Below are 24,416 nucleotides of genomic sequence, written 5' to 3'. Positions count from 1 at the left end.
GAAAACATAGACTTAGCTACAAGCCTCAATATTAAGTTAATATTACCAACTCATGAAGTAAATATTAAGAATTACACTTGAGCTAAAACATAACAATTGCTTAACATAGGCTTTACATTAGAAAAAGACTTTCGTCTAGAAATTGTAAAAAACCATGAAACTATCTAATCTATTCCTTACTGTCCCATTTGCGGTGGTTGCGCATTGTGCCTCAGCACAAATTACAACCTCCACGATCAGTGGTCGTGTCGCTAATGCCCATGGAGAGAACATGGCTGGTGTGACCATCACCTTGATCAACACGAGCACAAATGCCAAAATTAGTACACAGACCAACCAAGATGGTCGTTACACATTGGCGAATATGAACCCCGGTGGTCCCTATACCCTATTTACGGATTATGTGGGTTTCAAAAAGACGGAGCTTACAAGTATCAATTTAGCTTTAGGCTCTAGCACACAAAACTTTATTTTAGAAGAAGATGTGCACACGATTGGTGAAGTTGTTGTTAAAGGAAACAAAGCACGTAACACGGGTGCAAATACAAGCATCAATGCGACACAGCTAAAAACGATGCCTACGATTAGCCGTAGTTTACAAGATTTCACACGTAAAACTCCACAAAGTAATAATAACTCATTCTTAGGAACAAACTTCCGTTATAATAACGTAACCTTAGATGGGGCAATAAATAATGATGCTATTGGTTTTAGCCCATCAATGGGTGGTCAAGGTGGTACTTCAGGTCAGCCAGGAAGCAGTACACGTACAAACCCAGTTTCTATTGATGCTATTCAAGATATCCAAGTATACTTAGCGCCATTCGACGTTAAGATTGGTAACTTCCTCGGTGGTTCAATTAATGCGGTAACGCGTAGCGGTACCAACGAAGTTACGGGATCAGTATATGGATTTGGTAGAAGTGCAAAAATAACCGGTAAAAATAGAGCGGGTGACAATTCTAAATTACCTTCTGACTTCCACGAATACCAAACAGGTTTCCGTTTAGGATTTCCTTTGATTAAGGATAAATTGTTCTTCTTCACTAACGAAGAGATCACACGCAGACAAGATCCTATCATCTTAGCAGCGGGTTCTGCCGACATGAAACGTATCACGTTGGATGAGGCAAAGCAAATCAGTGATCACTTCCAAAAAACATACGGTTTAGATGCAGGAAGTTATGACAACTATGATATCAACTCTAAATCGAATAAGTTTTTCAATCGTTTAGACTGGATTATCAACGATAAGCATCAGTTGTCTATCCGTAATAACACCATCAAGTCGGAAGCTACCAACTTAGAGCGTGACCAAGATAACTTCCGCTTCGGTAGTATCGATTTCAAGCAATTCAACAATCAAAACTCAACAGTAGCCGAACTAAAAAGCCGTTTCGACAATGGCTGGTCTAATAGTTTAATTTTAGGTTACTCGAGTATCCACGATTACCGTCAGCCAACATCGAACCCTTCTGTACCACAAATCGAAATTGCAAACCGAGGAGGAACACTTTTCTTAGGTACAGACCGTGAGGCTTCCATCTTCGATATGAAGCAAAAGACATTCGAATTAACGAACAACTTGACATGGGTTAAAAACAACCATACGTTTACTTTCGGTACACACAACGAATTTTACAACATCAACTATGGTTTCGTAAACTCATGGAACGGCCGTGTTACGTATAGTAGCATCGATGATTTCTTAAAAAATCAACCTAACCGGGTGCGTACAAACTATAATTATGCAGATAATAGTCGTGAAAATATCATCGCTAACCCTCCTGCTAAGTTCAAAGTAAACTTATACAGCGTATATGCACAAGATGAAATCCAAGTAGGTAATCACCTGAAGCTTACGCCGGGTATCCGTGTTGATATTGCTGATATGCCAAACAAGCAGCCGTTGAGCAATAAAACTAGCAATGCTCCAGAGGATCCTAACTATGGCACAACATATACCTATACAAAACCAAAAGACATCACAAATAAATTCTTAGGCAAAGCTTTATTCTCGCCAAGATTAGGATTTAGCTACGACGTATTTGAAGATCAACGCTTAGTTATTCGCGGTGGTACAGGGGTATTCACAGGCCGTATTCCTTTCGCTTGGTTAGGTTATGCGTACTACAACAACGGAGATTCATATGGTGCATTTGATGAGCGCTACACCTATACAGGCGACAAACCTGTTAAACCAAAAGCAGGCACTGACCCTATTAAAGACGCATTGACAGGAGTTGGCGAGGCTGGCTTTGTGAAAAACCAGGGCGTTGATATCAACAACCCTGCAGGAAAAACACAGGTGGATTTAATCGACAACAACTTCAAAATGCCACAAATTTGGAGAAACAGCTTAGCGGTAGATTACAGAACGGAAGACAACTGGAAATTCGGAATTGAAGTAATCTACACTAAAGTTATTCACGATTTACAATTCAAGCACATCAACTTAATTGATAAGCCTATTTACATGCCTTATGACGTAGATAAAAAACAACCTATCTATCAAAAGGTAAACAACACGCAAGCAATTAACCCGCTATATACGAATGCCTACTTGTTGACAAATACAAACAAAGGTTACCGATATAGCATCACAGCGCAAGTGGCTAAGTCATACAACGGATTGGATGTAACAGCAGCGTATACGTATGGTCAGTCGAAAGATATCACCAACGGTATTCGTAACTCTATGGAGTCTAACTGGCAGTTAAATCAAGCCTTAAATCCAAACAACCCGGATTTAGCGTACTCTAACTTTGATACTCGCCACCGTATTGTATCAACGGTTAACTACCGCTTCGCTTGGGATGACCACAACAAATATGTAACGAACTTATCCTTGTTCTTTACGGCGTCTTCAGGATCACCTTACTCTTTAGGATTCGTGAACTCGACAATCAATGGTACAGCCCAAAACGTAAGTTTAGTATACATCCCTAAAGCAGGTGAAACAGCTAGCTTCTTTGCACAAACACCTAAAGGAGCGGAGATGGCAGCAGCATTTGATGCGTACATCGATGGCGACAAATACTTAAAAACAAGAAGAGGTGACTTCACGGAACGTAATGGTGCACGTACACCTTGGAACTACCAAGCAGACTTCCGTTTAACACAAGACTTTGCTATCATCCAACGTAGCAAAAAAGCACATACCTTATCGTTCACATACGATATTATGAACTTAACAAACTTATTGAAGAAAGACTGGGGCGTTCAATACTTCGCGCCTAACACATTCAACTCTACATCTAGCGTAGGTTTGAAATTGGAAAAAGCAGGAACAGCAACGACCAACCCAGAGTATTCGTTCGACAAAGACAAGACAACAAGCTACGCTAAAGACTTCTTCGCCTCGCGTTGGCAGATGCAGTTTGGTTTACGTTACTCTTTCTAGTACCGAAATCATAACGCTTGATAGAAACGGGAATCCATATATTGGATTCCCGTTTTGTGTATATTTTCGACCTATTGCGTAAGAAAAGTCTTAATTTACTATATTTGAATAATACCTAACTACGAAGAAAGCCCTGCTATTCTGCAGCTTAGCAGCAGCAAGAGGCCTTAAATTTAATACATATTATGAAAAGAACTTTACGAACCCTATTCCTCGCCTTACTCCTGCCGGCAACATCTTTTGCCCAAGAGTCTTTTGACAAAGCTAAACTGGATCAATACTTTGATGCCTTAAACCAACATAACCAATTCATGGGATCAGTTGCTCTGGCAAAAAATGGAACTGTGATTTATGAAAAAGCAATCGGATTTACAGACGTTGCCAGCCAACACAAGGCTGATGTGACCAGCACCTATAGAATAGGGTCCATATCCAAAACCTTCACCTCCGTTCTTATCTTTAAAGCTATTGAAACTAAGAAGTTAAGCCTAGACACCAAGCTGCAAAAATTCTTTCCAGCGGTAAAAAATGCTGATAAAATCACCATAAGCCAACTTCTACAACATCGCAGCGGCGTTCATAGCTTTACCAGTAACGAAGACTACAATACGTGGAGCAGCAAGGCACATACAGAAAAAGAATTAGTAGACATCATCGTAAAGGGTGGTTCTGATTTCGAACCTGATAGTAAAGCGGACTATAGTAACTCTGCGTACGTTCTTCTGACTTACATCTTGGAGAAAGTAAATAAGAAACCTTACGGAACGTTGTTGAAAGAACAAATCACCGAGCCTTTGGGCTTGAAGCACACATACCTCGGACAGGGAATCAAACCCGAAAATAACGAAGCCCTATCCTATTCTTCTAAAAATGGATGGAAACTAGAGCCTGAAACTCATCCTTCGGTTCCTCTAGGGGCTGGCGCCATTGTGTCAAACCCTAGTGACCTACTTAAATTTGGTCACGCACTTTTCACAGGCAAGCTTCTTTCAGCAAATAGCTTACAACAAATGGAGGAGCTGAAAGATGGCTATGGTCGTGGTTTGTTCCCTTTAGGCTTTGATGATAAAAAAGCATTCGGCCATAACGGTGGTATCGATGGATTTCGCTCTACCTGGGGCTTTTTCCCTAGTCAAGAAGTAGGTTTAGCGGTAACCAGTAATGGTGCTAGCCTAGATGTTAACGAGGTAGCCATTACGTTGTTGAGTGCTACCTTCAACAAAGACTATACAATCCCTGAATTTAGCACCATAAAAGTTGAAGAAGCAGACTTAGCGCCTTATTTGGGAGGATACAGCTCAGCACAAATACCACTTAAAATAACCATCACTAAAGAGGGTAACAAATTATTTGCACAGGCAACTGGTCAACCTTCTTTTCCATTGGATCCTGTAAAAAAAGATGTTTTTGAATTTAAAACAGCTAAAATAGTCATCGAGTTCAATAGTGCGGATAACAGTTTTATCCTTAAACAAGGTGGCCAAGAATATGCTTACAAAAAGGATTAAATAGACTGTTCTATAGAAGTTTTCTTTAATCTAAAATAGATAAAACAAACAAGCCCATCAGGTAAAAAAATCCTTGATGGGCTTATTTTTTACAACCTTTAAACGTGTTAGAGTCGTCAAGCTTTTGTATCTTCACAGCCAAACATTTCTAACCACATGATTGAAAGCATAATTTCCTATTTAGAAAGTATTGACCCTATCCTTGCGGCACTATATGCCACCCTTTTCACTTGGCTTGTTACGGCATTGGGTGCTGCTTCTGTTTTCCTATTCAAAGAAGCGAAGAAAAGCGTGATGGACGGCATGCTGGGATTTACGGGAGGAGTTATGGTTGCTGCTAGTATTTGGAGCCTGCTTATTCCTGCTTTAGAGATGAGCCCTGGGGAGGGATTTGCGAAGGTCGTCCCTTCTGTTGTAGGCTTTCTTATCGGTGCGGGCTTTCTCTTTGCGATAGATAAAGTTTTACCCCATCTACATGTAAACTTCCAAAAGGTAGAAGGCGTTAAAACACCGTGGCAACGAAGTACCTTAATGATATTAGCCATAACGCTACATAATATCCCTGAAGGCCTCGCAGTCGGTGTACTCTTTGGTGGTGTTGCTGCCGGAATTCCTGAAGCAAGTATCGCGGGAGCTGTTATCCTAGCCATTGGCATTGGCTTGCAAAATTTTCCGGAAGGTATCGCTGTAGCGATGCCCTTACGTAGAATGGGATTAAGCCGTCGCAAAAGTTTTATGTATGGACAGGCGTCTGCTGTAGTTGAGCCTATTGCAGGTGTACTTGGCGCCTTGGCCGTTACGACTTTCACACCTATCCTGCCCTATGCTTTAGCATTCGCCGCAGGCGCCATGATTTTTGTCGTTGTAGAAGAAGTAATACCAGAAGCCCAGCAAAATAGAAGCTCTGACATCGCTACTATCGGATTTATCGCTGGATTTATCGTCATGATGACCTTAGATGTAGCTTTGGGGTAAAATCTATACCAAAATCTGCAATTACAGAAAATAACAGGCTGGCCTAGTTACTCAAACCCCATTCCCTCCCTACGCAACAAGCCATGTATACATCTGATATATGGCCATTTATCCAACTGGACTACCTGCTAAAATAAATCTGGCACCTTCCCTTCCCGCAAATACTTTATAGGTTTGTCCTCGTAAGCACCTAGCTTTTTCAGCATACAAAAGATAAATAATGTCGGCCGACATGGCTATGCTAAAAAGCGAATACCTGCTTGCATTAATTGGAGAAGAAGTATGCAGAATCAAAATATAGTAAGACACGATTGGACAAAAGAAGAGTTGTCTGCGATTTATAACAAACCCTTAATGGCTTTAATCTATGAAGCGGCCACCGTACACCGTCAATGGCATAATGCCGACGAGATACAGCTGTCAACTCTCTTGTCGGTGAAGACTGGTGGGTGCCCCGAAGATTGCTCCTACTGCGGACAGGCAGCGCGTTACCATACCGACGTAAAAGTTCAAGCGCTCTTGCCTACAGAGAAAGTCTTGGCAGAGGCACAAAAGGCTAAAGACAGAGGCTCTTCCCGCTTCTGTATGGCTGCGGCATGGCGTGAAGTACGCGACAACCGTGATTTTGACCGCATTATAGATATGGTAAAAGGTGTAAACGAAATGGGATTAGAAGTCTGTTGTACCCTTGGTATGTTAACAGAGTCGCAAGCGCAACGTCTTCAAGAAGCGGGCCTATATGCTTACAACCACAATCTCGACACCTCTGAAAGCAACTACGACAACATTATATCTACACGCACATTTGACAACCGCCTAGATACCATAAATAATGTACGCAAAGCAGGAATTACGGTGTGTTCAGGTGGAATCATAGGTCTTGGAGAAACGATCAATGACCGAATTTCTATGATTCTAACATTAGCCAACATGGAAGTACATCCAGAATCAGTGCCTATTAATGCTTTAGCGCGTGTCAAAGGAACGCCTTTAGAAAACAATCCGAAAGTAGATAGCTGGGAGATGGTACGTATGATAGCTACAGCGCGTATTGCCATGCCTACTACTATGGTTCGCTTAAGTGCTGGGCGCTTAGAAATGTCGGAGCAAGAGCAGGCTTTCTGTTTTATGGCTGGCGCCAATTCAATCTTCACGGGTGAAAGAGAAACCTTATTGGTGACGCCAAACCCTGGCATTGACGAAGATTTAGCTTTACTGCAAACTTTAGGCTTAAAACCCTTAGCCAAGAAAACAAAAGAACAAGAGCTTGTTTCCTAAACAGAATAGTTAAATAAAAATTGCTACTACCCTACCTATACAACTAGTCCTAAGAAACTGATACAGATTCTAGGGGCTAGTTACTTCTACAAATCAACTACTATTTACTACAATACGATCTTTTATAATGCCATCAGTATTATTGTACAACATCTTTCGGCATACATAATGCACCAAAGCAAGTTGTATTTACGACCATTACAAGGCTATTAACATTAGGCAAACCAAACACATAAAACCTACTACTATTATCCTTTACATCCTCCAACAAAGGAGAACTATTACTTTCCATTCTGATTAAATTATTACTAACACAGCCGTCAATACGAAAACAAAATTTGGATAGGTTTAGAAAAACATACTTATGAACGATAAAAAATAACAGCTAATAATGTAGAAAAGGATTTTTCAAAGGTTCAAGATGAAAATACAGTTAAAGCATTAGTTTACAATAAAATAATTCATTAAATTGATGTCGGCAAACAACAATTCGGTAAATTTACGTTATCAAATTTTAGTTTCTTCGACTTTCCATCATCAACTATCAAAACCTATGATTACATAGGAGCTCAATTTACCCCGAATAAAGGTGGCTTTTTTGATTGAGATAATTATTAATTATTTTTCAGTAGGAAAAGAGATTTGGTTATGGGAATTAATTTAAAAAAATGAAAAATATACTTCTTTCAACTATGTTTCTTACCATTTGCCTAGGTTCTTGTTCGGGGAATAAAACTAATGTAAATGCTGTTCGAATTACTGATTCTGGAGTCATCAATCAAAATCATCTGGAATTATTGGATAGTGCTGGTTTCTCTTTTTTAAAAATAAATGGACGAAAAATTAAAGGTCTACATCTTAAATCTCCATGCTTCTTTGTTAAAACAGACGGAAAAATACAACATTACTCCTATCATGAAGTTGAAGTAAATAACGCTATAATTATTGCGGGAAGAGTTAAAGGGTCAGAAACGTCAACATATCCTGCCTGTGGAAATGCTACGCAAGGATTATTATTAAAAAAGGATACCGCTTTATTAATTAATAAAGTGTTTGAACAAAGCTACACCTGTCCCAACAGTTCTTTAGATGAAAAAAATTTTTGGAGAATAGCACATTACAAATAATTATTTACACTTACTTCTATAATCATTTCTATTCGCCACTGAACAAACAATACTGTTTTTACAAGCTATTTCTTTGTATTGATGTGAACAGTATTATAGCTCGCTATCGGAATGATGTTTTAAAGGGAGATTGTTTTTTCCATAGTCTTTATATCACTTGAGGTGAAGACTTTTTCATAACAAATTGAGCTAACTGCCGACTTATATTGGAACGAGATATTAACAATAAAAAGCCCCGCTAAACAATTAGCGGGGCTTCCTTAATTTGTATGATGCTTATTACTTAGCGTAAGCTACAGATCTTGTTTCGCGGATAACCGTTACTTTAATTTGACCTGGATAAGTCATCTCTGTTTGTATACGGTTTGAAATATCAGCAGCTAAGATTTCAGACTGTGCATCAGATACACGTTCCGATTCAACAACTACGCGTAATTCACGCCCTGCTTGAATAGCGAAAGTTTTTTCTACACCAGGGTATGATAAAGCTAATTCTTCCAATTCTTTCAAGCGCTTGATATAGCTCTCTACAACCTCACGACGTGCTCCAGGGCGCGCACCAGAGATAGCATCACAAGCCTGAACAATAGGTGAAATCATAGATGTCATCTCGATTTCGTCGTGGTGAGCACCAATAGCATTACAAACCTCAGGGTGTTCTTTATATTTTTCGGCCAACTGCATACCTAAAATTGCGTGTGGCAATTCAGGGTTATCATCAGGCACTTTACCGATATCGTGTAACAAACCGGCACGTTTAGCAAGCTTCACATTTAAGCCTAACTCTGCCGCCATAGTTGCTGCGAAATTTGCTACCTCACGCGAGTGTTGTAACAAGTTTTGCCCATATGAAGAACGGTAACGCATACGGCCTACCATACGGATTAACTCTGGGTGTAGACCGTGAATACCTAAATCGATAGCTGTACGCTCACCAATTTCAACAATCTCGTCTTCAATTTGTGTACGTGTTTTAGCAACAACCTCTTCAATACGCGCAGGGTGGATACGACCATCGGTAACCAAACGGTGTAAAGAAAGACGTGCAATCTCACGACGTACAGGGTCAAACCCAGAAAGGATAATCGCCTCTGGCGTATCATCAACGATAATCTCAACACCTGTTGCCGCTTCTAAAGCACGAATATTACGTCCTTCACGACCAATGATACGACCTTTGATCTCATCATTTTCGATGTTAAAGATAGATACTGTATTTTCAATAGCCGACTCTGTTGCTGTACGCTGAATCGTTTGGATAACAACTTTTTTAGCTTCTTTAGACGCCGTCAATTTAGCTTCATCTACCACATCTTTAATTTGCATGATAGCTTGCGAACGAGCTTCTTCACGCAAAGAGCTTACTAATTGCTCTTTGGCTTCCTCAGCAGATAAACCAGCGATACTCTCTAACTGTGTAATATGCTGATTCTTTAACAGTTCTACTTCTTCTTTTTTCTTTTCGTTAACTTCAATCAATTGATCTAGCTTCTTGTTTTTGTTATCCAAATCACCTTTTTCACGATTTAGATTTTCCAATTTGCTATTCATTGATTGCTCTTTTTGACGAGCAGCGTTCTCTTTTTGTGTTAACGTATTATTGCGTTGGTTTACTTCTTTTTCATGCTCACTTTTAAGCTGTAAAAACTTCTCTTTAGCTTCTAGTGCGCGCTGCTTTTTATAATGTTCCCCTTGCTGCTCGGCTTCCTTAATGATTCTTTCCGCTTTCTCGCGAGCCGATTGTTCGTGTTTCTTAAACAGTATTTGTAATAAAAAACGACCAATAACCACCCCAATGATCAGCGAAATTATAATCGAAATTGTTGTCGATAACTCCATGTTTGATGATTGTGTTTATACTATTTTACTTCATTAATAATTAGTCAAAAAAAAAACCGCAATTAAATTAACAGGTATCATGTATTATTAAACTTCGATTTCACAGGATTTGAGCAATTGATCTTGACCTAGATGGCATATGCAAAATGGCCTTCATCTTTGTTCGCTCGTGATATTGAAGCGTTAAGTTTAAAATAGTGACAACCCGAATTTAATTGCGGCAAATTCGTCGTTATAAAGCTCTAAAAATAAAGAACGTTATGCTTATTTCTTAAAGAACTCCGTTAAGACAGCATCCAATTCGTGAATTTGTTCTGCTATTCCATCTTCATGTTGTGCAGCACTACGCTCGGCTTTAATCATCCCGGTAGCATACTGTAGCACACACATAGATAGCAAATCTTGCTTATCACGAACCGCATAATTGTCTTGCAGTTCTTTTATTTTTTCATTTATCAATTTCGCTGCATGTCGAATTACTTCCTCCTCCTCAGTCGTTACACGTAGAGGATACACACGATCAGCAATATTTATTTTTATGGAAATCTCTCCCATTTTTTTTTGAGCTTAAATAACTTTTACAGACTTTTCCTTATCCCGCTTATCTACTTCAACAAGCCTATACATTTGTCTATTTCTCGCACAAAATCGTTAATTTTTTGTTTTGTGTCAAGTATTTTTTCATTTATTGCGTCTTTATCTACGTTCGACTCGTCCAAACTTTTCGCAACTGCCATAGCCTTAAGCTTTTCCTCGCCTTGTTGAACTTTTGCTTTTGTTGTCTCAAAAGCTACTTGAAGCGATTGTACTTCGAGCTTTAACAAATCATTTTCCTCTTGAAGAGCTTCGCACAATTGAATCAAATTTTTCGTTTTCTCAACGATAACGTTCAGCTGTGAAGATAGTGTCGCCATAAAATCCCTCGCAATTAATATTTTTTCAAATTCAAACTAGCGTACCGTCGCGCCAGTCTCTTTCTCAAAGTTAATAATTAATTTTTTAATAATAGCTTCAATTTGTTTGTCATTTAAGGTTTTTTCATCATCCTGAATAACGAAACTCAAAGCATATGATTTCTTGCCTTCTGGCAATTTATCGCCTTTATAAACGTCAAAGATAGCTACATCTTTCAATAACTTTCTTTCGCTCTTTAACGCAATGGTTTTCAATTGTTCAAAGGCTACAGACTCATCTACTAGTAAAGCTAAATCACGGTTTACAGCAGGAAATTTAGCTACCTCTTGGAACTTAATTACATTCTTACGAATAGCTTTCACCACCAAATCCCAATCAAACTCCGCATAAAATACAGCGCCATCCACATCTGCTTTTTTCAAATTGGCTGTAGAAACAGCGCCGAAAGTAACTAATGCTTGCTGACCTTTCATATAGCTTAAGCCATAATCAAAGTAACGTGCGTCCCCTTCTGCTGTTTGCAACCCTTGAATATTCAAACGCTTTACAATGGTATCAACAGCAGCTTTAAGGTTGTAGAAGTTTACTTTTGTATCAGCAACATTCCATTGTGCTTCCGCTTGCGCTCCAGCAATGGTCAATCCTAAATTCTGTTTCTCTTTATAGCCTTCTTCTGTTTTGAAATACGTTTTACCGTATTCAAAATATTTCGCATTCGGGCTTTTACGTTTTTGGTTGTACGAAACAGATGTCAAAGCAGAGAACAATAAGTTCTGACGCATCGTATCTAAATCTGAACTTAATGGGTTCAATAGACGTACAGCGGTATTTTCATCATTAACGAATGCTAATTTTGTCAATGAGTTATTTAAAATCTCGCGGTAGCCATTGCCAATTAGCAAATCAGCAACCTGGTTTAAAAGCAATTCTTTATCCGGTTTCTCCGCCGTATTCAAAGAAGCTTTAATCTGCGATTTTAATTCAATATTATTATATCCGTAAATACGTAACACCTCTTCAATCACATCAACTTCACGTGTTACATCTACTTTATAAGGTGCCACCTGCACTAAAAGCTCTTCGGCATCCTCCTTCACGATTTCAATGCCTAAAGCAACAATAATCGCACGAATCTCTTCTGCAGGAATAGCTTGACCAATCAATCGTTGCACATTGCCATAGTTCACCGTAAACTCGAAAGGCTGTACTGGTGCTGGATAAATATCTGTTAACGTGCTGCTCACTTGTCCGCCAGCAACTTCCTGAATCAATAAGGCTGCTTTCTGTAAAGCATAAACCGTAATGTTAGGATCTGTACCACGCTCAAAACGGAATGATGCATCTGTCTTTAAGGCATGACGTTTAGAAGTTTTACGAACAGTAACCGCATTAAAATATGCAGACTCCAAGAAAATAGCTGTTGTAGACTCCGTTACACCTGACGTTTGACCACCGAAAACACCAGCAATACACATTGGTTTTTCACCATCCGCAATTACTAAATCTTCCGCAGCTAACGTACGTGCAACACCGTCTAGCGTAACAAAGGGCTCTCCTTCTTTCGCGTAGCGGACAACAACTTTATTTCCTGCAATTTTATCCGCATCAAACGCATGTAATGGTTGACCTAAATCGTGTAAGATATAGTTCGTCACATCGACCACATTGTTAATGGGACGAATACCAATAGCATTCAACTTCTCTTTCAACCAATCTGGTGAATCTTGAACCGTGATGCCTGTAATATTAATACCAGAATAGCGCGGTGCTGCTTCTGCAGCGTCCACAACTACGGCAGTACCTTGCGCTTCGCTAGCTTTAAAAGCAGAAACATCGCTCAAGGTGTAGTTAGTTCTCAAATAAGCGGCTAAATCGCGTGCTACCCCTAAATGGGAAGCCGCATCAGCACGGTTTGGCGTTAAGCCAATTTCGTAAACGAAATCGTCTTGAATCTGGAAATAGTCTTTCACCAAAGAGCCTACAGCAGCATCTTCTTTCAATTCTACAATACCAGCATGCGAAGAGCCTAAGCCAATCTCATCCTCTCCGCAAAGCATACCTTCGGATACTTCACCACGAATTTTAGACTTTGTAATTTTAAATGGTTCCCCTTGGTTCGGGTGACAAGTTGCACCTACTGGTGCTACAATAACTTTCAAACCTGTACGCACATTTGGCGCACCACAAACAATATGCAAAAGCTCCTCCGCACCTACGTTGACCGTAGTAACACGCAGTTTATCAGCATTAGGATGCTGCTCGCAGGTAATCACCTCACCCACCAACAATCCGTCTAAACCACCTGGAATACTCTGTACTTTATCCAAGAGTTCAACTTCTAATCCAATATTCGTCAAGATAAGCGAAAGCTCATCTGGCGTTTTATCCGTCTGTATATAGTTTTTAAGCCAATTATAGGAAATATTCATCTCAACATTGTTTTGATGCACAAAGATAGAATTTTTCCCGAAAGGAGTAATGGAATACCCGCGAATTGTAAATTAATTAGCAAAAACAGGCTTCAAAAGGTCCCCTTTTCCTGTGGAAATAAAATTATCTATAATAAGTCGCCTAAACCACGGTGAATCATAAAATAATACGTAAATTTGCGCTTTAAGTTGAAGAACGTTCAAAATACACCGTTATAATGATTCATTTCTTTGTGAACCCCAGCAACACCGTCTACGGTGTGCAAACGCAACAAGACCTATCTATAGAAGATATCTCTAAACTAAACTGGCTCTTTGGCAACGCTAAAAAACTAGATGATCAAACCCTCAACCAAGACTTTGTCGGACCGCGTGCAGCCATGGTTACACCATGGAGTACCAATGCCGTAGAAATCACCCAAAACATGGGTATTCAAGGTATTATCCGCATCGAGGAGTTTCAATCTGTAGCTGCCGATTTCGCAGATTTCGATCCGATGATTTCGCAGAAATTTAGCGCCCTTACGCAAGATATCTACACCATTGCCATCAATCCGGAGCCTATTTTGGACATCGTTGATATTGATGCATACAACAAGCAAGAAGGTTTAGCCTTAAATCCTGAAGAAGTAGAATACTTAAATAATCTATCTACAAAACTTAATAGACCATTGACGGATGCTGAAGTATTTGCTTTTTCACAAGCCAATTCTGAACACTGTCGCCATAAAATATTCAATGGTACTTTCATTATTGATGGCGAAGAGCAACCAACTTCCCTATTCAAGCTGATTAAAAAAACATCGGAAACTAATCCAAATGAGATTGTTTCTGCCTATAAAGATAACGTAGCCTTTATTAAAGGTCCACGTATCACGCAATTTGCACCGAAAACGGCTGATAAAGCTGATTTCTACGAAGAGAAAGACTTCGACTCCGTAATTTCTGTGAAAGCGGAAACGCACAACTTCCCAACGACTGTAGAGCCTTTCTCGGGTGCTGCAACGGGTTCTGGTGGTGAAATTCGTGACCGTCTAGCAGGTGGTCAAGGCTCTCTTCCATTAGCTGGAACAGCGGTTTACATGACTGCATACTCCCGCCTTAATGAAGAACGCCCTTGGGAAAAAGCATTTGAAGCGCGCGAATGGTTATACCAAACGCCTGTTGACATCCTTATTAAAGCATCCAATGGTGCTTCCGACTTCGGAAATAAATTTGGTCAACCGCTTATTACGGGATCTGTTTTAACGTTCGAACATGAAGAAGCTGGCCGCAAACTAGGTTACGACAAAGTAATCATGCAGGCTGGTGGTATCGGTTACGGTAAACTAGACCAAGCGAAAAAACAAAAACCACAGACAGGAGATAAAATCGTTATCCTTGGTGGAGAGAACTACCGTATCGGTATGGGTGGTGCAGCAGTATCATCGGCAGACACAGGTGCTTTCGGTTCGGGTATTGAGTTGAATGCTATTCAACGTTCCAACCCAGAGATGCAAAAAAGAGCTGCAAATGCCATTCGTGCTTTCGTAGAGTCTGACAACAACCCTATCGTCTCAATCCATGACCACGGTGCTGGTGGCCACTTAAACTGTCTTTCAGAACTTGTTGAAGAAACTGGTGGTTTAATTGACTTAGACAAATTGCCTGTGGGCGACCCTACCCTTTCTGCAAAAGAAATCATCGGTAACGAGTCGCAAGAAAGAATGGGCTTAGTGATTGCCGATAAAGATATCGACTTATTGAAAAAAGTGGCCGACCGCGAGCGTTCACCAATGTATACTGTTGGTGATGTAACAGGTGACCACCGTTTTACTTTCCAATCGGCAACCACGGGTGCTAAACCTATGGATTACGATTTGGCAGACTTCTTTGGCTCTTCGCCGAAGACAATCATGACGGATAAAAAAGTAGATTACAACTACGCTGGTTTATCCTATGAGCTAAGCAAAGTGCCTACCTACTTAAATCAGGTATTGCAATTGGAAGCTGTTGCCGCAAAAGATTGGTTAACAAATAAAGTAGACCGTTGTGTGGGTGGTCGTGTAGCGAAGCAGCAATGTGCTGGTCCATTACAACTGCCATTGAACAATGTCGGCGTAATGGCTTTAGACTACCGTTCTACAGAAGGTATCGCGACTACTGTGGGTCACTCGCCATTAACGGCTTTGGTTGATCCGGTAGCAGGTTCACGTAATGCTATTGCGGAATCCTTATCAAATATTGTATTCGCTCCTATTAAAAGCGGATTGGCAGGTGTTTCCTTATCAGCCAACTGGATGTGGGCATGTAATAACGAAGGTGAAGATGCACGTCTTTATGCTGCCGTTAAAGGATGTTCAGACTTCGCTATCGAACTAGGCATCAATATCCCTACGGGTAAAGACTCCTTGTCGATGAAACAAAAATACCCTAATGGTGAACATGTTATTGCTCCAGGAACGCTAATCGTTACGGCTGGTGGTAACTGTGTGAACATTAACAAAGTAGTTGAGCCTGTCTTGAAAAAAGATGCAGGATCTATCTACTATATCAACCTTTCACAAGATAGCTTCAAACTTGGTGGTTCTTCTTTCGCGCAAATCAATAATAAGATTGGCAATGAAGTTCCAACTATTCAAGATGCTGCCTTCTTCAAAAAGGCATTTAATACTGTTCAAGAATTAATCCTTGCTGACCAAGTGGCCGCAGGTCATGATGTTGGTTCAGGTGGTTTAGTTACTTCTTTATTAGAATTGACATTTGCTGATGTTAATTTGGCTGCGAACTATGATCTTTCGGTATTAGGCGAAGCCGATACAGTAAAAGCATTATTCAACGAAAATATAGCACTTGTGCTTCAAGCTAAAGATGATGCTACTTTCGAATCTGCTTTAACAGCTGCTGGTATTCCTGTTCAAAAAATTGGTCAAGCAATCAGCGGTACAACCGTTACGTTCCAAAACCAAAGCGATAACTTCAGCTTTGATGTTGCTGAAACACGCGACACGTGGTTTAAGACTTCTTTCTTATTGGATAGCAAGCAGTCTAAAAACGGAATGGCACAAGCTCGTTTTGACAACTATAAAAACCAACCTTTACAGTATACATTCCCAGCGGAGTTTACAGGCAAGCGTCCTGTTTTTGCTAGCAATGAGAAACGTCCGAAAGCAGCTATCATTCGCGAAAAAGGATCTAACTCAGAGCGTGAAATGGCTAATGCTATGTACTTAGCTGGATTTGATGTTAAGGATATCCACATGACGGACTTAATTTCCGGTCGTGAGAACTTAGAAGACATTCAATTTATAGGTGCTGTAGGTGGATTCTCTAACTCTGATGTTTTAGGATCTGCTAAAGGATGGGCTGGTGCTTTCTTATACAACGAAAAAGCACAAAAAGCATTAACAAACTTCTTTGCTCGTCCTGATACCCTATCCGTTGGTATCTGTAATGGATGTCAATTGTTTATGGAGTTAGAATTGATCAATCCTGACCATGCCGTTCACGGAAAAATGCTTCACAATACTTCGCAGAAACACGAATCTAACTTCGTGTCTGTAAAAGTACAAGAAAACAACTCGGTGATGTTAAGTACATTGGCAGGAACTACATTAGGTGTTTGGATTTCACATGGTGAAGGAAAATTCAACTTGCCACAGTCGGAAGATCAGTACCAGATTGTAGCGAAATATGCTTATGAAGAATATCCGCACAACCCGAATGGATCGGACTTCAATACGGCAATGCTATGTGATACAACAGGTCGCCACTTGGTTACCATGCCACATATTGAGCGCTCTACATTCCCTTGGAACTGGGCACATTACCCAGCGCAGCAAGATGAAGTAACACCTTGGTTAGCAGCATTTGTAAATGCTAAAAACTGGTGTAACGAAGTTAACAAATAGTTTAAACCTCATTTTAATACCCCCAGAAGCTTCTTTTGGGGGTATTTTTATTCGTTAACCTTTAGAAAAGCTATTAATAAGGCTTATCTAAATCCAAAAAACGAAAATATCTATGATTACAATCAAAGCAACATGTACGGATAACAGATTGTTCACCTTGACAAAAGAAGATCAACTTATCGGACAATTGAATTACAGAAGTCTGTTTTCTACGAAAGCTTTACTGCAAACAAGCCCTACGGAAGCTTACCTTGCTAAATCCATTGGTGTTCTACAAACGCGTATCGGAATTTTTAAAGATAAAGAGGAAGTAGCGAGCTTACATATGCAGGGAACAACGGCTTTACGTATCCGTTTCCACGAAACGAAACAAGAGTTCTTTTTCAAAACTAAAGGTACTTTAAAAAGTAAATATCATTTGGAGAATGATAAAAACGAGATACTTATGGAGTTTGAGCCTAGTTTTGCTTGGAAAAACTTCAAATATAGCTACACCATTTCCAGTGAAAAGGAAAACGATGTGTTACTTGTTTTAATAGGTCTTTATGGTGCTAACTACTTCATCAATTTGATGTCTGGCGTAACAGCAGCAACCTTTATGTAAATAATTTTCTACGCTCCGCGTAATAAATAAAGCCTCCAAGTTTTGTAAAATGGAGGCTTTGTTATTTACGGACAAATACAAAATGACCTGTCGTTAGGTATTTAACATTCTTTGTCGTAAGTACGGTTCCAATGTTTGTTGCTATCCATTGGTGTAGCCTTCACTTTATATTCTAACCGCACACCATTCAAGCGGCGCTGTTTCAAACGTTTGTTTACTTCATCAATAAAGGATATCTTCATGATACGGTACATACCGAAGCTCGTTCCTACATATTCAGATGCATCCAATGTATCATCGACGATTTCTAAATTGAAGAAGCATCCTAAATAATCTTTCCAAAATAAAACAGGATTATCCACCTTATCGGCATAAGCACCCGCTTCATAACAAACTTCGTCTTCCTCCTCTACTTCAAAAAAATCATTCAATACCTTATTAGTCGCATCAGTAAACTCTTTTCCTACAGCGGGGTCTGCAATAGGCTCAAAAGTAATTACATCACCTTCTTCTAAGCAATCAAACATGCTGTGGTCATTAAAGCAGCTCGTAAGCTCGGGCAATAATTCAACCACACTGTTATACATCTTCTTCATGCTGCAAAAATAAGAACATTATCCTGATTAACCTATTCTAGAGGGAAACTAAAAAGTAGATTACAAAAAAATGTCCTTAAGTTGATTTTTGACATCGTTTATAAAATATGCATCTTTACCAGGTAGAGACAGATTTTAACGGAAACAGATAATGGAGGCTATTCTTGAACATATAAAAAAGTTTGTAACCTTAAAGCAGGAGGATGAGCCAGCTATTCTTGATTTTTTTCAGCTGGAAAAGTATGCAAAAAAAGAAAACTTAATGGAGGCCGGAAGTGTCTGCAAATCGTTATTCTTTGTCCTTAAGGGCTGCTTACGCCTTTATTATATCAGTGAAAAGGGTGTCGAACAAACGGTTCAGTTTGCTATGGAAGATTGGTGGCTTAGCGACTATTATGCTTTTGAAAGACATGAAAGAAGTGACTTTTACATACAGGCCATCGAAGAAACGGAAGTTCTGCGTATTGATCTTGCGCAGCACGAACAATTGCTTGGAGAGTTCCCGGTCCTAGAGCGCTATTTCCGCATTCTATATCAAAAAATACAAGCCGCCAATCAGCGTAAAGGGCTATATCAGTCGGATTTCTCCCGTGAGGAGTTTTATGCGCATTTCCACCGTAGTTTTCCCGATTTCAGCCGACGTATCCCACAATATATGCTCGCCTCCTACTTGCAAATGACGCCTGAATATTTGAGTGAGATAAAAAGAAAAAAACGTTCTTAAACTAGCTTAAGTTTTTTGTGTTATAAGGAATATAACTTTGTTTTATCAAAACATGATAACAATGAAAAAACGTATAGACATTCAAAAAACAGAGCCTGCGGCGTATAAACCAATGATGGCCCTTGAGCAGTACCTACATAGTACGCAAGTCACTCCAACGCAAATGGAGCTCATTAAGATCAGAGCATCGCAGATTAATGGTTGTGCTTTCTGTCTCAATATGCACACGAAAGATGCCCTCGCTAAGGGAGAAACAAGCCAACGTATTTTCTTATTAAATGCATGGCGCGAAGCAGAAGAGCTGTATACCGCCGAAGAACAGGTAATCTTAGCCATCACGGAAGAGGTAACCTTAATTAGCCAACATGGACTAAGCGAAGAGACGTACAAAAAAGCAGAAATACTATTTAATGAGGCTTACATTGCTCAAATTATTATGGCTGTAATCACCATCAACGCTTGGAACCGCATTGCTATCAGCACACACAAACCTATCTAATTTCTCCGTTCCTAGAAAAACTAAAACCGCCTTTTCCCTTAACATAACATCAAGGAAAAAGGCGGTTTTAAACATATAGATAATACCCTTACCATAGTTTGGTCAAGTCTTAAGCTATTTATTAATGCGACTAAGGATATCATCCATCATCTCGATTTGTACCTGCTGAATCTCGATAAGCTCTTGCTGCTGATGCTGGATAAGGTGGTCAAGCTTTTCATGCAAAAGGCGTATTTCAAGCTCGGACTTCAGGTTAATCATATAATCTTTTTTTGCACGCGCACGATCTTTTTCCTCTTGTCGGTTTTGGCTCATCATAATGACAGGAGCTTGCAAGGCCGCTAAACAGGAAAGGATTAAATTGAGCAGAATAAAAGGATATGGATCAAAGCCTTTGTTATGCAAAAAGTATATGTTAGCACCAATCCAAATAGCAATAAAAACAGAGAAAAAGATGATAAAAGTCCAGCTACCACCGAATGTGGCCACCTTATCGGCGACTATCTGTCCAAAGGTATACTTCGTATTATCCTCCTCTACGGTACGCGTAAGCACCGCGTCGGACCCCATAGAATTGACGACTTTCTCCTCCAGCGAGGATAAATTGCCAATCTCCTTAGAAAGATATTGTGCGATGTATTTTTGACGGTAAACATTTAGCTCCGAAATAGCGATGCTTTGGCTCTCGTTGAAATTGGGATAATCTGCCTGGATTAAAGATAGAATGGGATTTCTAACCATTGCACCTGAAATTTCTTCACTTTGAGGAAATTTTTTCTGCGATATCGCACTTACAAAACTTGCTTTTGTTTTCATTTACCGAGCCTTAAATGGGATTAATAAGCTTAATAAGATGTATGCCAACAACATCCCATGCTACTACAAGTATATAGAATTAGCCTTTCTTTTCAAAGAATTAAAGCAATTGACTACAAAGAAAAAAGGCCGTCTTTGACAGACGACCTTCTAACTAACCAACCAAATCTACTTAAGGATTCAATTTTAAGGCTTCAATATCTTGCACCATTAAGCGTACGGAGGTTAACCCTCCTCCAGATATAAACCAAACATTGGGATCCAAGTAAAAAATCTTATTATTCTTAAAAGCATGTGTTTGCTTTACCAATGGATTCTCCATCTCATCTTTGTTGGCTACCTTCCCCAACACGGCAGCATTCCGATCAACGATAAAAAGGTAGTCAGGGTTCGCTTTAGCAATCAATTCGCTCGACACTTTCTGTCCGTGTACCGACTCATCATCGAAATCCATCACAGGTTTTAAATGAAGCACGTCGTGTATAAAACCAAATCGAGACCCTTTGCCAAAAGCACTATAACGGCCGTTATTATAGATTAAAAACATTGCCTTACCTTGATTTGCATCAAACTTAGTTTGCTCCACAGCAACAAATTTCAGTAGGGAATCCAATTTACCTTGTGCCTGCAGTTCCTTACCCACGATACGTCCCAGCAATAATGTTTGTTCGCGGAAAGAGTTTAGGTAGTCTTTACTATCCGTGCCTATAAATACGGTTGGAGCAATATCCGACAGCTCCTTATAAAATTTCTCTTGACGCGTAGATATCAAAATCAAATCGGGATTTAATGCGCTAATAGCTTCGAAATTAGGTTCGATAACCGAACCTACATCAGCAATCTTCTCATCATCCTTTAGGCCATCCAAATAATTCGGCAAAAATTTCTTAGGAATACCAACGGGCATGATAGCCAGCTCATGTAGCGTCTCCAAAGCACCAATATCTAGCACAACAATTTTCTCTGGTGATAAAGGAACATCTGTAGTACCCAATTTATGGACCACCGATAGTTTTTCTGTGTGTGTATTTCCCTGTTCAGAAGAACCATTACAAGCTGTAAAGGCCCATAAGCTCAGCATAAATAGATAAATTATTCTTATATTCTTCATCATAATTATAAATTAAAATAGTTGCAAATCTTTTTATTATTGTGTTCCAAAATGGCAAATTCCATATCGAAAATATCCTGTAATACCGCCTGCTGAATTACGGCATTTGTCGCATCATTATAGCGTATCTGTCCATCTTTCAACGCCACGATACGATCAGAATACTGCGCAGCAAAATTTATTTCATGGATAACGATCACAATGGTTTTGCCAAGCTCATCAACGAGTCGGCGCAGCATTTTCATCACCTGCACAGCGTGCTTCATATCTAAATTGTTTAATGGCTCATCAAGAAAGACAAAGTCCGTATCTTGAGCGACCACCAGCGCAATAAAGGCGCGCTGACGCTGACCACCACTAAGTTCATCGAGGTAAGCATCTTCTAGCGCTTTCATATCGGCGAAAGCCAAAGCCTCGTCAACTTTAGCCCAGTCTGCCTTTGTCAATCGCCCTTGGCAATACGGAAAGCGACCAAAAGAAACCAAATCCTTTACCGTAAGTTTCAAATCAATGGTATTCGCTTGCTTTAAAATGGATAGTTTCTTCGCTAATTCTTCTGTTTTAAAGCTATTCATCGGTTTATCGAGAAAGAACACTGTTCCTGTATCCTGCTTTACCAATCGGCTCATGATGCCCAACAAGGTACTCTTTCCTGCCCCATTTGGACCTATTAAAGAGGTTAAAGCCTTCGGCTGAATAAATCCGGACAAATCGTCTAAGACCTTTTTCTTACCAAAAAACTTGTTCAGTCCCTCAAAACTTAACGTACTGCTTTGCTTGTTCTCCATAATATGTACAAAAAGTAAACTCCACCAATTCCATTAATCACAATACTCACCGTCGTGGAGAAGGGTAAAATATGTTCGACCAAAAACTGCCCTAAAACAAGGCTGACGCACGCCACAAGGCTACAGCCTACCAGTAAAATAGCATGCTTATAGGTTTTAAATAATTCATAGCTTAAATTCGTAACCAGTATCCCTAGGAAGGTAATGGGCCCTACCAAAGCTGTAGATACCGAGACTAAGACAGCCACAATAATCATGGCTTTCTTAATCAACTTGTTGTAATCCACCCCAAGACTTACCGCTTGATCTTTCCCTAGCCGTAGCACATCGAAATAGCGTAGCTGTGGTAGCAAATAGACTAAAGCAACAAGTAAAGTGCCCAGCGCAATGCTCAGCAGCGTGGTATTCATCTTAGAAAATGAAACGAACATAAAGTTCATAATCACCGAAAATTCATTGGGATCCACCAAAATATGCATAAACTGGCTAAGCGCCTGAAAGAGCGTCCCCATGATCATCCCTACTAAAAGTAGGTAGTACATATTCTTTTTCTGCTTCGCAAACATCAAGAAATACATGAAGGCAGAAAATGCAAGCATCAGCATGACCGCATAAAAGAAATTAGCCTCTGAACTGATACTTTGAAATGCCCTATCCCCTAACACAAAGACAATAATGGTTTGAAAAAGAATAAAGATAGATTCATAGCCCATTATAGACGGTGTCAAAATCCGGTTATTCGTAATTGTCTGAAAAATCAAAGAAGCACAGCCCACACTGACGCCTACGACCAGCATGCTTCCTAAACGAATTCCGCGTCGACTCAACACATACGTATAATTACCTTTTACACCATAAAATAGAAAAGCGACACACAGCACGGCTAAAAACAAGCCTATCCAGGCCAACTTCTGCTTATTCGATTGCATCATTGGGCCTCCTTTCTTAAAATCAATACCAAGAAGGAAATACCTCCAATGACACCAACAGTAACCCCAATAGGGATTTCATACGGATAAACAATCAGTCGGCTGAAGATGTCGCACACCAACAGGAATACACTCCCCATGCCTGCAATCCAAGGTAGATTGGGTCGTAAATTATCCCCTCTATAGATACGCACCATATTGGGAATGATAAGCCCAACGAAAGGCAATGCACCTACGGTAACCATAGACACACTGACAACCAATGATACCGCCAAGAGGCCAATGCGTAAAACCGCTTGATAGGACAAGCCTAAATTAACAGCAAAACTCTCGCCCATCCCCGCTAAAGTAAAACGATCAGCATAGAAATAAACAAGAATAACAGCAGGCACAACAATATATACGGCTTCGTACTGGCCTTGCATAACGGATGAGAAATCACCTAGCAGCCACTCCTGCACATTCTGCACAATATTATGCTTGTAAGCAAAGAAGGTAGCCAAGGCATTCAATATACTCCCAAAAATAATCCCAACTAAGGTAATAAAAACGGTACTCCGCAGCGGTATCTTAGCTATAAACCCCATAAACAAGGAGCTACAAAAGAAGGTGACGACGAGCGATAAACCCAACCGTCCCATAAAAGAGACACCAGGAAACAAAATAAGGGCAATTAGAATACCCATTTTCGCCGACTCCAACGCTCCTGAGGTTGTTGGCGAAACAAATCTATTCTGCGAAAGCTGCTGCATGATGGCTCCGGAAATACTCATTCCAGCACCAAGCAAAAGCAAGGTTAACGTTCGTGGAATACGGGTAATAGTAAACACCAGAAGCTTATCTTCTTGATGGAACAACTCCCTATAATGAATATCAGTTACCCCCGTAAATAAAGAAATTATCGTCAATACAGCTATTCCAAGGAATAAAAGAACTAAGGGCAAATAACTTCGAATTTTAATTAACAAAAGGAAACTCCTCTCTT

General features: G+C 39.9%; 19 protein-coding genes. 9 read left to right on the top strand and 10 right to left on the bottom strand.

Translation table 11 applies throughout. The features are described 5' to 3' along the window. The first annotated feature begins 154 nt into the window (after positions 1-154). The 5 genes from WH223_RS05045 (at position 155) to WH223_RS05025 (ending at position 8,291) form a co-directional block, all read left to right on the top strand. Positions 155-3,403, top strand: a complete 3,249-nt coding sequence (locus WH223_RS05045; protein ID WP_340046449.1) for a TonB-dependent receptor — start codon at positions 155-157, stop codon at positions 3,401-3,403. A gap of 185 nt (positions 3,404-3,588) precedes the next feature. After that, positions 3,589-4,911, top strand: coding sequence for a serine hydrolase domain-containing protein (locus WH223_RS05040; protein WP_340046448.1), 1,323 nt, complete (start codon positions 3,589-3,591; stop codon positions 4,909-4,911). Positions 4,912-5,067: 156 nt separating this feature from the next. Next, positions 5,068-5,886, top strand: a complete 819-nt coding sequence (locus WH223_RS05035; RefSeq protein WP_340046447.1) for a ZIP family metal transporter — start codon at positions 5,068-5,070, stop codon at positions 5,884-5,886. A 282-nt stretch (positions 5,887-6,168) separates the two neighbouring features. Then, positions 6,169-7,164: a biotin synthase BioB gene (gene bioB / locus WH223_RS05030; RefSeq protein ID WP_340046446.1), complete on the top strand. Its 996-nt coding sequence runs from the start codon at positions 6,169-6,171 to the stop codon at positions 7,162-7,164. Positions 7,165-7,832: 668 nt separating this feature from the next. Further along, positions 7,833-8,291: a hypothetical protein gene (locus WH223_RS05025; protein ID WP_340046445.1), complete on the top strand. Its 459-nt coding sequence runs from the start codon at positions 7,833-7,835 to the stop codon at positions 8,289-8,291. 279 nt (positions 8,292-8,570) lie between these two features. Here the strand turns inward: WH223_RS05025 and rny are convergent, their stop codons facing one another. From rny to pheT, 4 genes are all read right to left on the bottom strand, one after another. After that, positions 8,571-10,130, bottom strand: a complete 1,560-nt coding sequence (gene rny, locus WH223_RS05020; protein ID WP_340046444.1) for a ribonuclease Y — start codon at positions 10,128-10,130, stop codon at positions 8,571-8,573. Between the two features lie 264 nt (positions 10,131-10,394). Further along, positions 10,395-10,685 (bottom strand): cell division protein ZapA, encoded by a 291-nt coding sequence (locus WH223_RS05015; protein WP_340046443.1) that lies wholly within the window; start codon positions 10,683-10,685, stop codon positions 10,395-10,397. Positions 10,686-10,735: 50 nt separating this feature from the next. Next, positions 10,736-11,044 (bottom strand): hypothetical protein, encoded by a 309-nt coding sequence (locus WH223_RS05010; protein ID WP_340046442.1) that lies wholly within the window; start codon positions 11,042-11,044, stop codon positions 10,736-10,738. A 36-nt stretch (positions 11,045-11,080) separates the two neighbouring features. Beyond that, positions 11,081-13,474: a phenylalanine--tRNA ligase subunit beta gene (gene pheT, locus WH223_RS05005; protein ID WP_340046441.1), complete on the bottom strand. Its 2,394-nt coding sequence runs from the start codon at positions 13,472-13,474 to the stop codon at positions 11,081-11,083. A gap of 218 nt (positions 13,475-13,692) precedes the next feature. Here pheT and purL point away from each other — a divergent pair, with 218 nt between their 5' ends. Continuing rightward, a complete protein-coding gene (purL, locus tag WH223_RS05000; RefSeq protein WP_340046440.1) occupies positions 13,693-17,364 on the top strand; it encodes a phosphoribosylformylglycinamidine synthase in 3,672 nt (1,223 codons plus the stop codon). A gap of 112 nt (positions 17,365-17,476) precedes the next feature. Continuing rightward, positions 17,477-17,968 (top strand): hypothetical protein, encoded by a 492-nt coding sequence (locus WH223_RS04995; protein ID WP_340046439.1) that lies wholly within the window; start codon positions 17,477-17,479, stop codon positions 17,966-17,968. Between the two features lie 101 nt (positions 17,969-18,069). On the opposite strand, the gene WH223_RS04990 is transcribed toward WH223_RS04995, so the two are convergent. Continuing rightward, complete coding sequence (locus WH223_RS04990; protein ID WP_340046438.1) at positions 18,070-18,564, bottom strand: hypothetical protein; 495 nt, start codon at positions 18,562-18,564, stop codon at positions 18,070-18,072. Between the two features lie 151 nt (positions 18,565-18,715). Between WH223_RS04990 and WH223_RS04985 the strand changes: the two genes are divergently transcribed. Then, positions 18,716-19,288, top strand: a complete 573-nt coding sequence (locus WH223_RS04985; RefSeq protein ID WP_340046437.1) for a Crp/Fnr family transcriptional regulator — start codon at positions 18,716-18,718, stop codon at positions 19,286-19,288. Between the two features lie 61 nt (positions 19,289-19,349). Further along, positions 19,350-19,787: a carboxymuconolactone decarboxylase family protein gene (locus WH223_RS04980; protein WP_340046436.1), complete on the top strand. Its 438-nt coding sequence runs from the start codon at positions 19,350-19,352 to the stop codon at positions 19,785-19,787. A 114-nt stretch (positions 19,788-19,901) separates the two neighbouring features. Here WH223_RS04980 and WH223_RS04975 read toward each other — a convergent pair whose 3' ends face one another. The 5 genes from WH223_RS04975 to WH223_RS04955 all read right to left on the bottom strand — a co-directional run bounded on the left by WH223_RS04975 (position 19,902) and on the right by WH223_RS04955 (position 24,375). Then, on the bottom strand, positions 19,902-20,603 hold the full coding sequence (locus WH223_RS04975) for a DUF1003 domain-containing protein (RefSeq protein ID WP_340046435.1): 702 nt from the start codon (positions 20,601-20,603) through the stop codon (positions 19,902-19,904). Between the two features lie 172 nt (positions 20,604-20,775). Further along, positions 20,776-21,717, bottom strand: a complete 942-nt coding sequence (locus WH223_RS04970; protein ID WP_340046434.1) for a siderophore ABC transporter substrate-binding protein — start codon at positions 21,715-21,717, stop codon at positions 20,776-20,778. 2 nt (positions 21,718-21,719) lie between these two features. Then, positions 21,720-22,502 (bottom strand): iron ABC transporter ATP-binding protein, encoded by a 783-nt coding sequence (locus WH223_RS04965; RefSeq protein ID WP_340046433.1) that lies wholly within the window; start codon positions 22,500-22,502, stop codon positions 21,720-21,722. Continuing rightward, positions 22,475-23,434, bottom strand: a complete 960-nt coding sequence (locus WH223_RS04960; protein WP_340046432.1) for an iron chelate uptake ABC transporter family permease subunit — start codon at positions 23,432-23,434, stop codon at positions 22,475-22,477. The genes WH223_RS04965 and WH223_RS04960 overlap by 28 nt, the downstream gene beginning before the upstream one ends. Further along, entirely contained in the window at positions 23,431-24,375 is a 945-nt protein-coding gene (locus tag WH223_RS04955; protein WP_340046431.1) for an ABC transporter permease, read from the bottom strand. Before WH223_RS04955 ends, WH223_RS04960 begins: the two co-directional genes overlap by 4 nt. Between the last annotated feature and the right edge of the window lie 41 nt (positions 24,376-24,416).

The organism is Sphingobacterium sp. MYb382 (assembly GCF_037572665.1).
In the GTDB taxonomy this organism is placed as follows: domain Bacteria; phylum Bacteroidota; class Bacteroidia; order Sphingobacteriales; family Sphingobacteriaceae; genus Sphingobacterium.
Note: the sequence above shows the minus strand (reverse complement) of the source record. Positions and strands in the feature narration are given on the sequence as shown.

What these genes read in the sequence shown, in the direction of transcription:
- WH223_RS05045 (WP_340046449.1), top strand. Translation starts at nt 155, where the DNA reads ATGAAACTATCTAATCTATTCCTTACTGTCCCATTTGCGGTGGTTGCG.
- WH223_RS04975 (WP_340046435.1), bottom strand. Translation starts at nt 20,603, where the DNA reads ATGAAAACAAAAGCAAGTTTTGTAAGTGCGATATCGCAGAAAAAATTT.
- bioB (WP_340046446.1), top strand. Translation starts at nt 6,169, where the DNA reads ATGCAGAATCAAAATATAGTAAGACACGATTGGACAAAAGAAGAGTTG.
- WH223_RS04970 (WP_340046434.1), bottom strand. Translation starts at nt 21,717, where the DNA reads ATGATGAAGAATATAAGAATAATTTATCTATTTATGCTGAGCTTATGG.
- WH223_RS05025 (WP_340046445.1), top strand. Translation starts at nt 7,833, where the DNA reads ATGAAAAATATACTTCTTTCAACTATGTTTCTTACCATTTGCCTAGGT.
- WH223_RS04960 (WP_340046432.1), bottom strand. Translation starts at nt 23,434, where the DNA reads ATGATGCAATCGAATAAGCAGAAGTTGGCCTGGATAGGCTTGTTTTTA.
- WH223_RS04985 (WP_340046437.1), top strand. Translation starts at nt 18,716, where the DNA reads ATGGAGGCTATTCTTGAACATATAAAAAAGTTTGTAACCTTAAAGCAG.
- WH223_RS05040 (WP_340046448.1), top strand. Translation starts at nt 3,589, where the DNA reads ATGAAAAGAACTTTACGAACCCTATTCCTCGCCTTACTCCTGCCGGCA.
- WH223_RS04965 (WP_340046433.1), bottom strand. Translation starts at nt 22,502, where the DNA reads ATGGAGAACAAGCAAAGCAGTACGTTAAGTTTTGAGGGACTGAACAAG.
- WH223_RS05010 (WP_340046442.1), bottom strand. Translation starts at nt 11,044, where the DNA reads ATGGCGACACTATCTTCACAGCTGAACGTTATCGTTGAGAAAACGAAA.
- purL (WP_340046440.1), top strand. Translation starts at nt 13,693, where the DNA reads ATGATTCATTTCTTTGTGAACCCCAGCAACACCGTCTACGGTGTGCAA.
- pheT (WP_340046441.1), bottom strand. Translation starts at nt 13,474, where the DNA reads ATGAATATTTCCTATAATTGGCTTAAAAACTATATACAGACGGATAAA.
- rny (WP_340046444.1), bottom strand. Translation starts at nt 10,130, where the DNA reads ATGGAGTTATCGACAACAATTTCGATTATAATTTCGCTGATCATTGGG.
- WH223_RS05015 (WP_340046443.1), bottom strand. Translation starts at nt 10,685, where the DNA reads ATGGGAGAGATTTCCATAAAAATAAATATTGCTGATCGTGTGTATCCT.
- WH223_RS04990 (WP_340046438.1), bottom strand. Translation starts at nt 18,564, where the DNA reads ATGAAGAAGATGTATAACAGTGTGGTTGAATTATTGCCCGAGCTTACG.
- WH223_RS04995 (WP_340046439.1), top strand. Translation starts at nt 17,477, where the DNA reads ATGATTACAATCAAAGCAACATGTACGGATAACAGATTGTTCACCTTG.
- WH223_RS05035 (WP_340046447.1), top strand. Translation starts at nt 5,068, where the DNA reads ATGATTGAAAGCATAATTTCCTATTTAGAAAGTATTGACCCTATCCTT.
- WH223_RS04980 (WP_340046436.1), top strand. Translation starts at nt 19,350, where the DNA reads ATGAAAAAACGTATAGACATTCAAAAAACAGAGCCTGCGGCGTATAAA.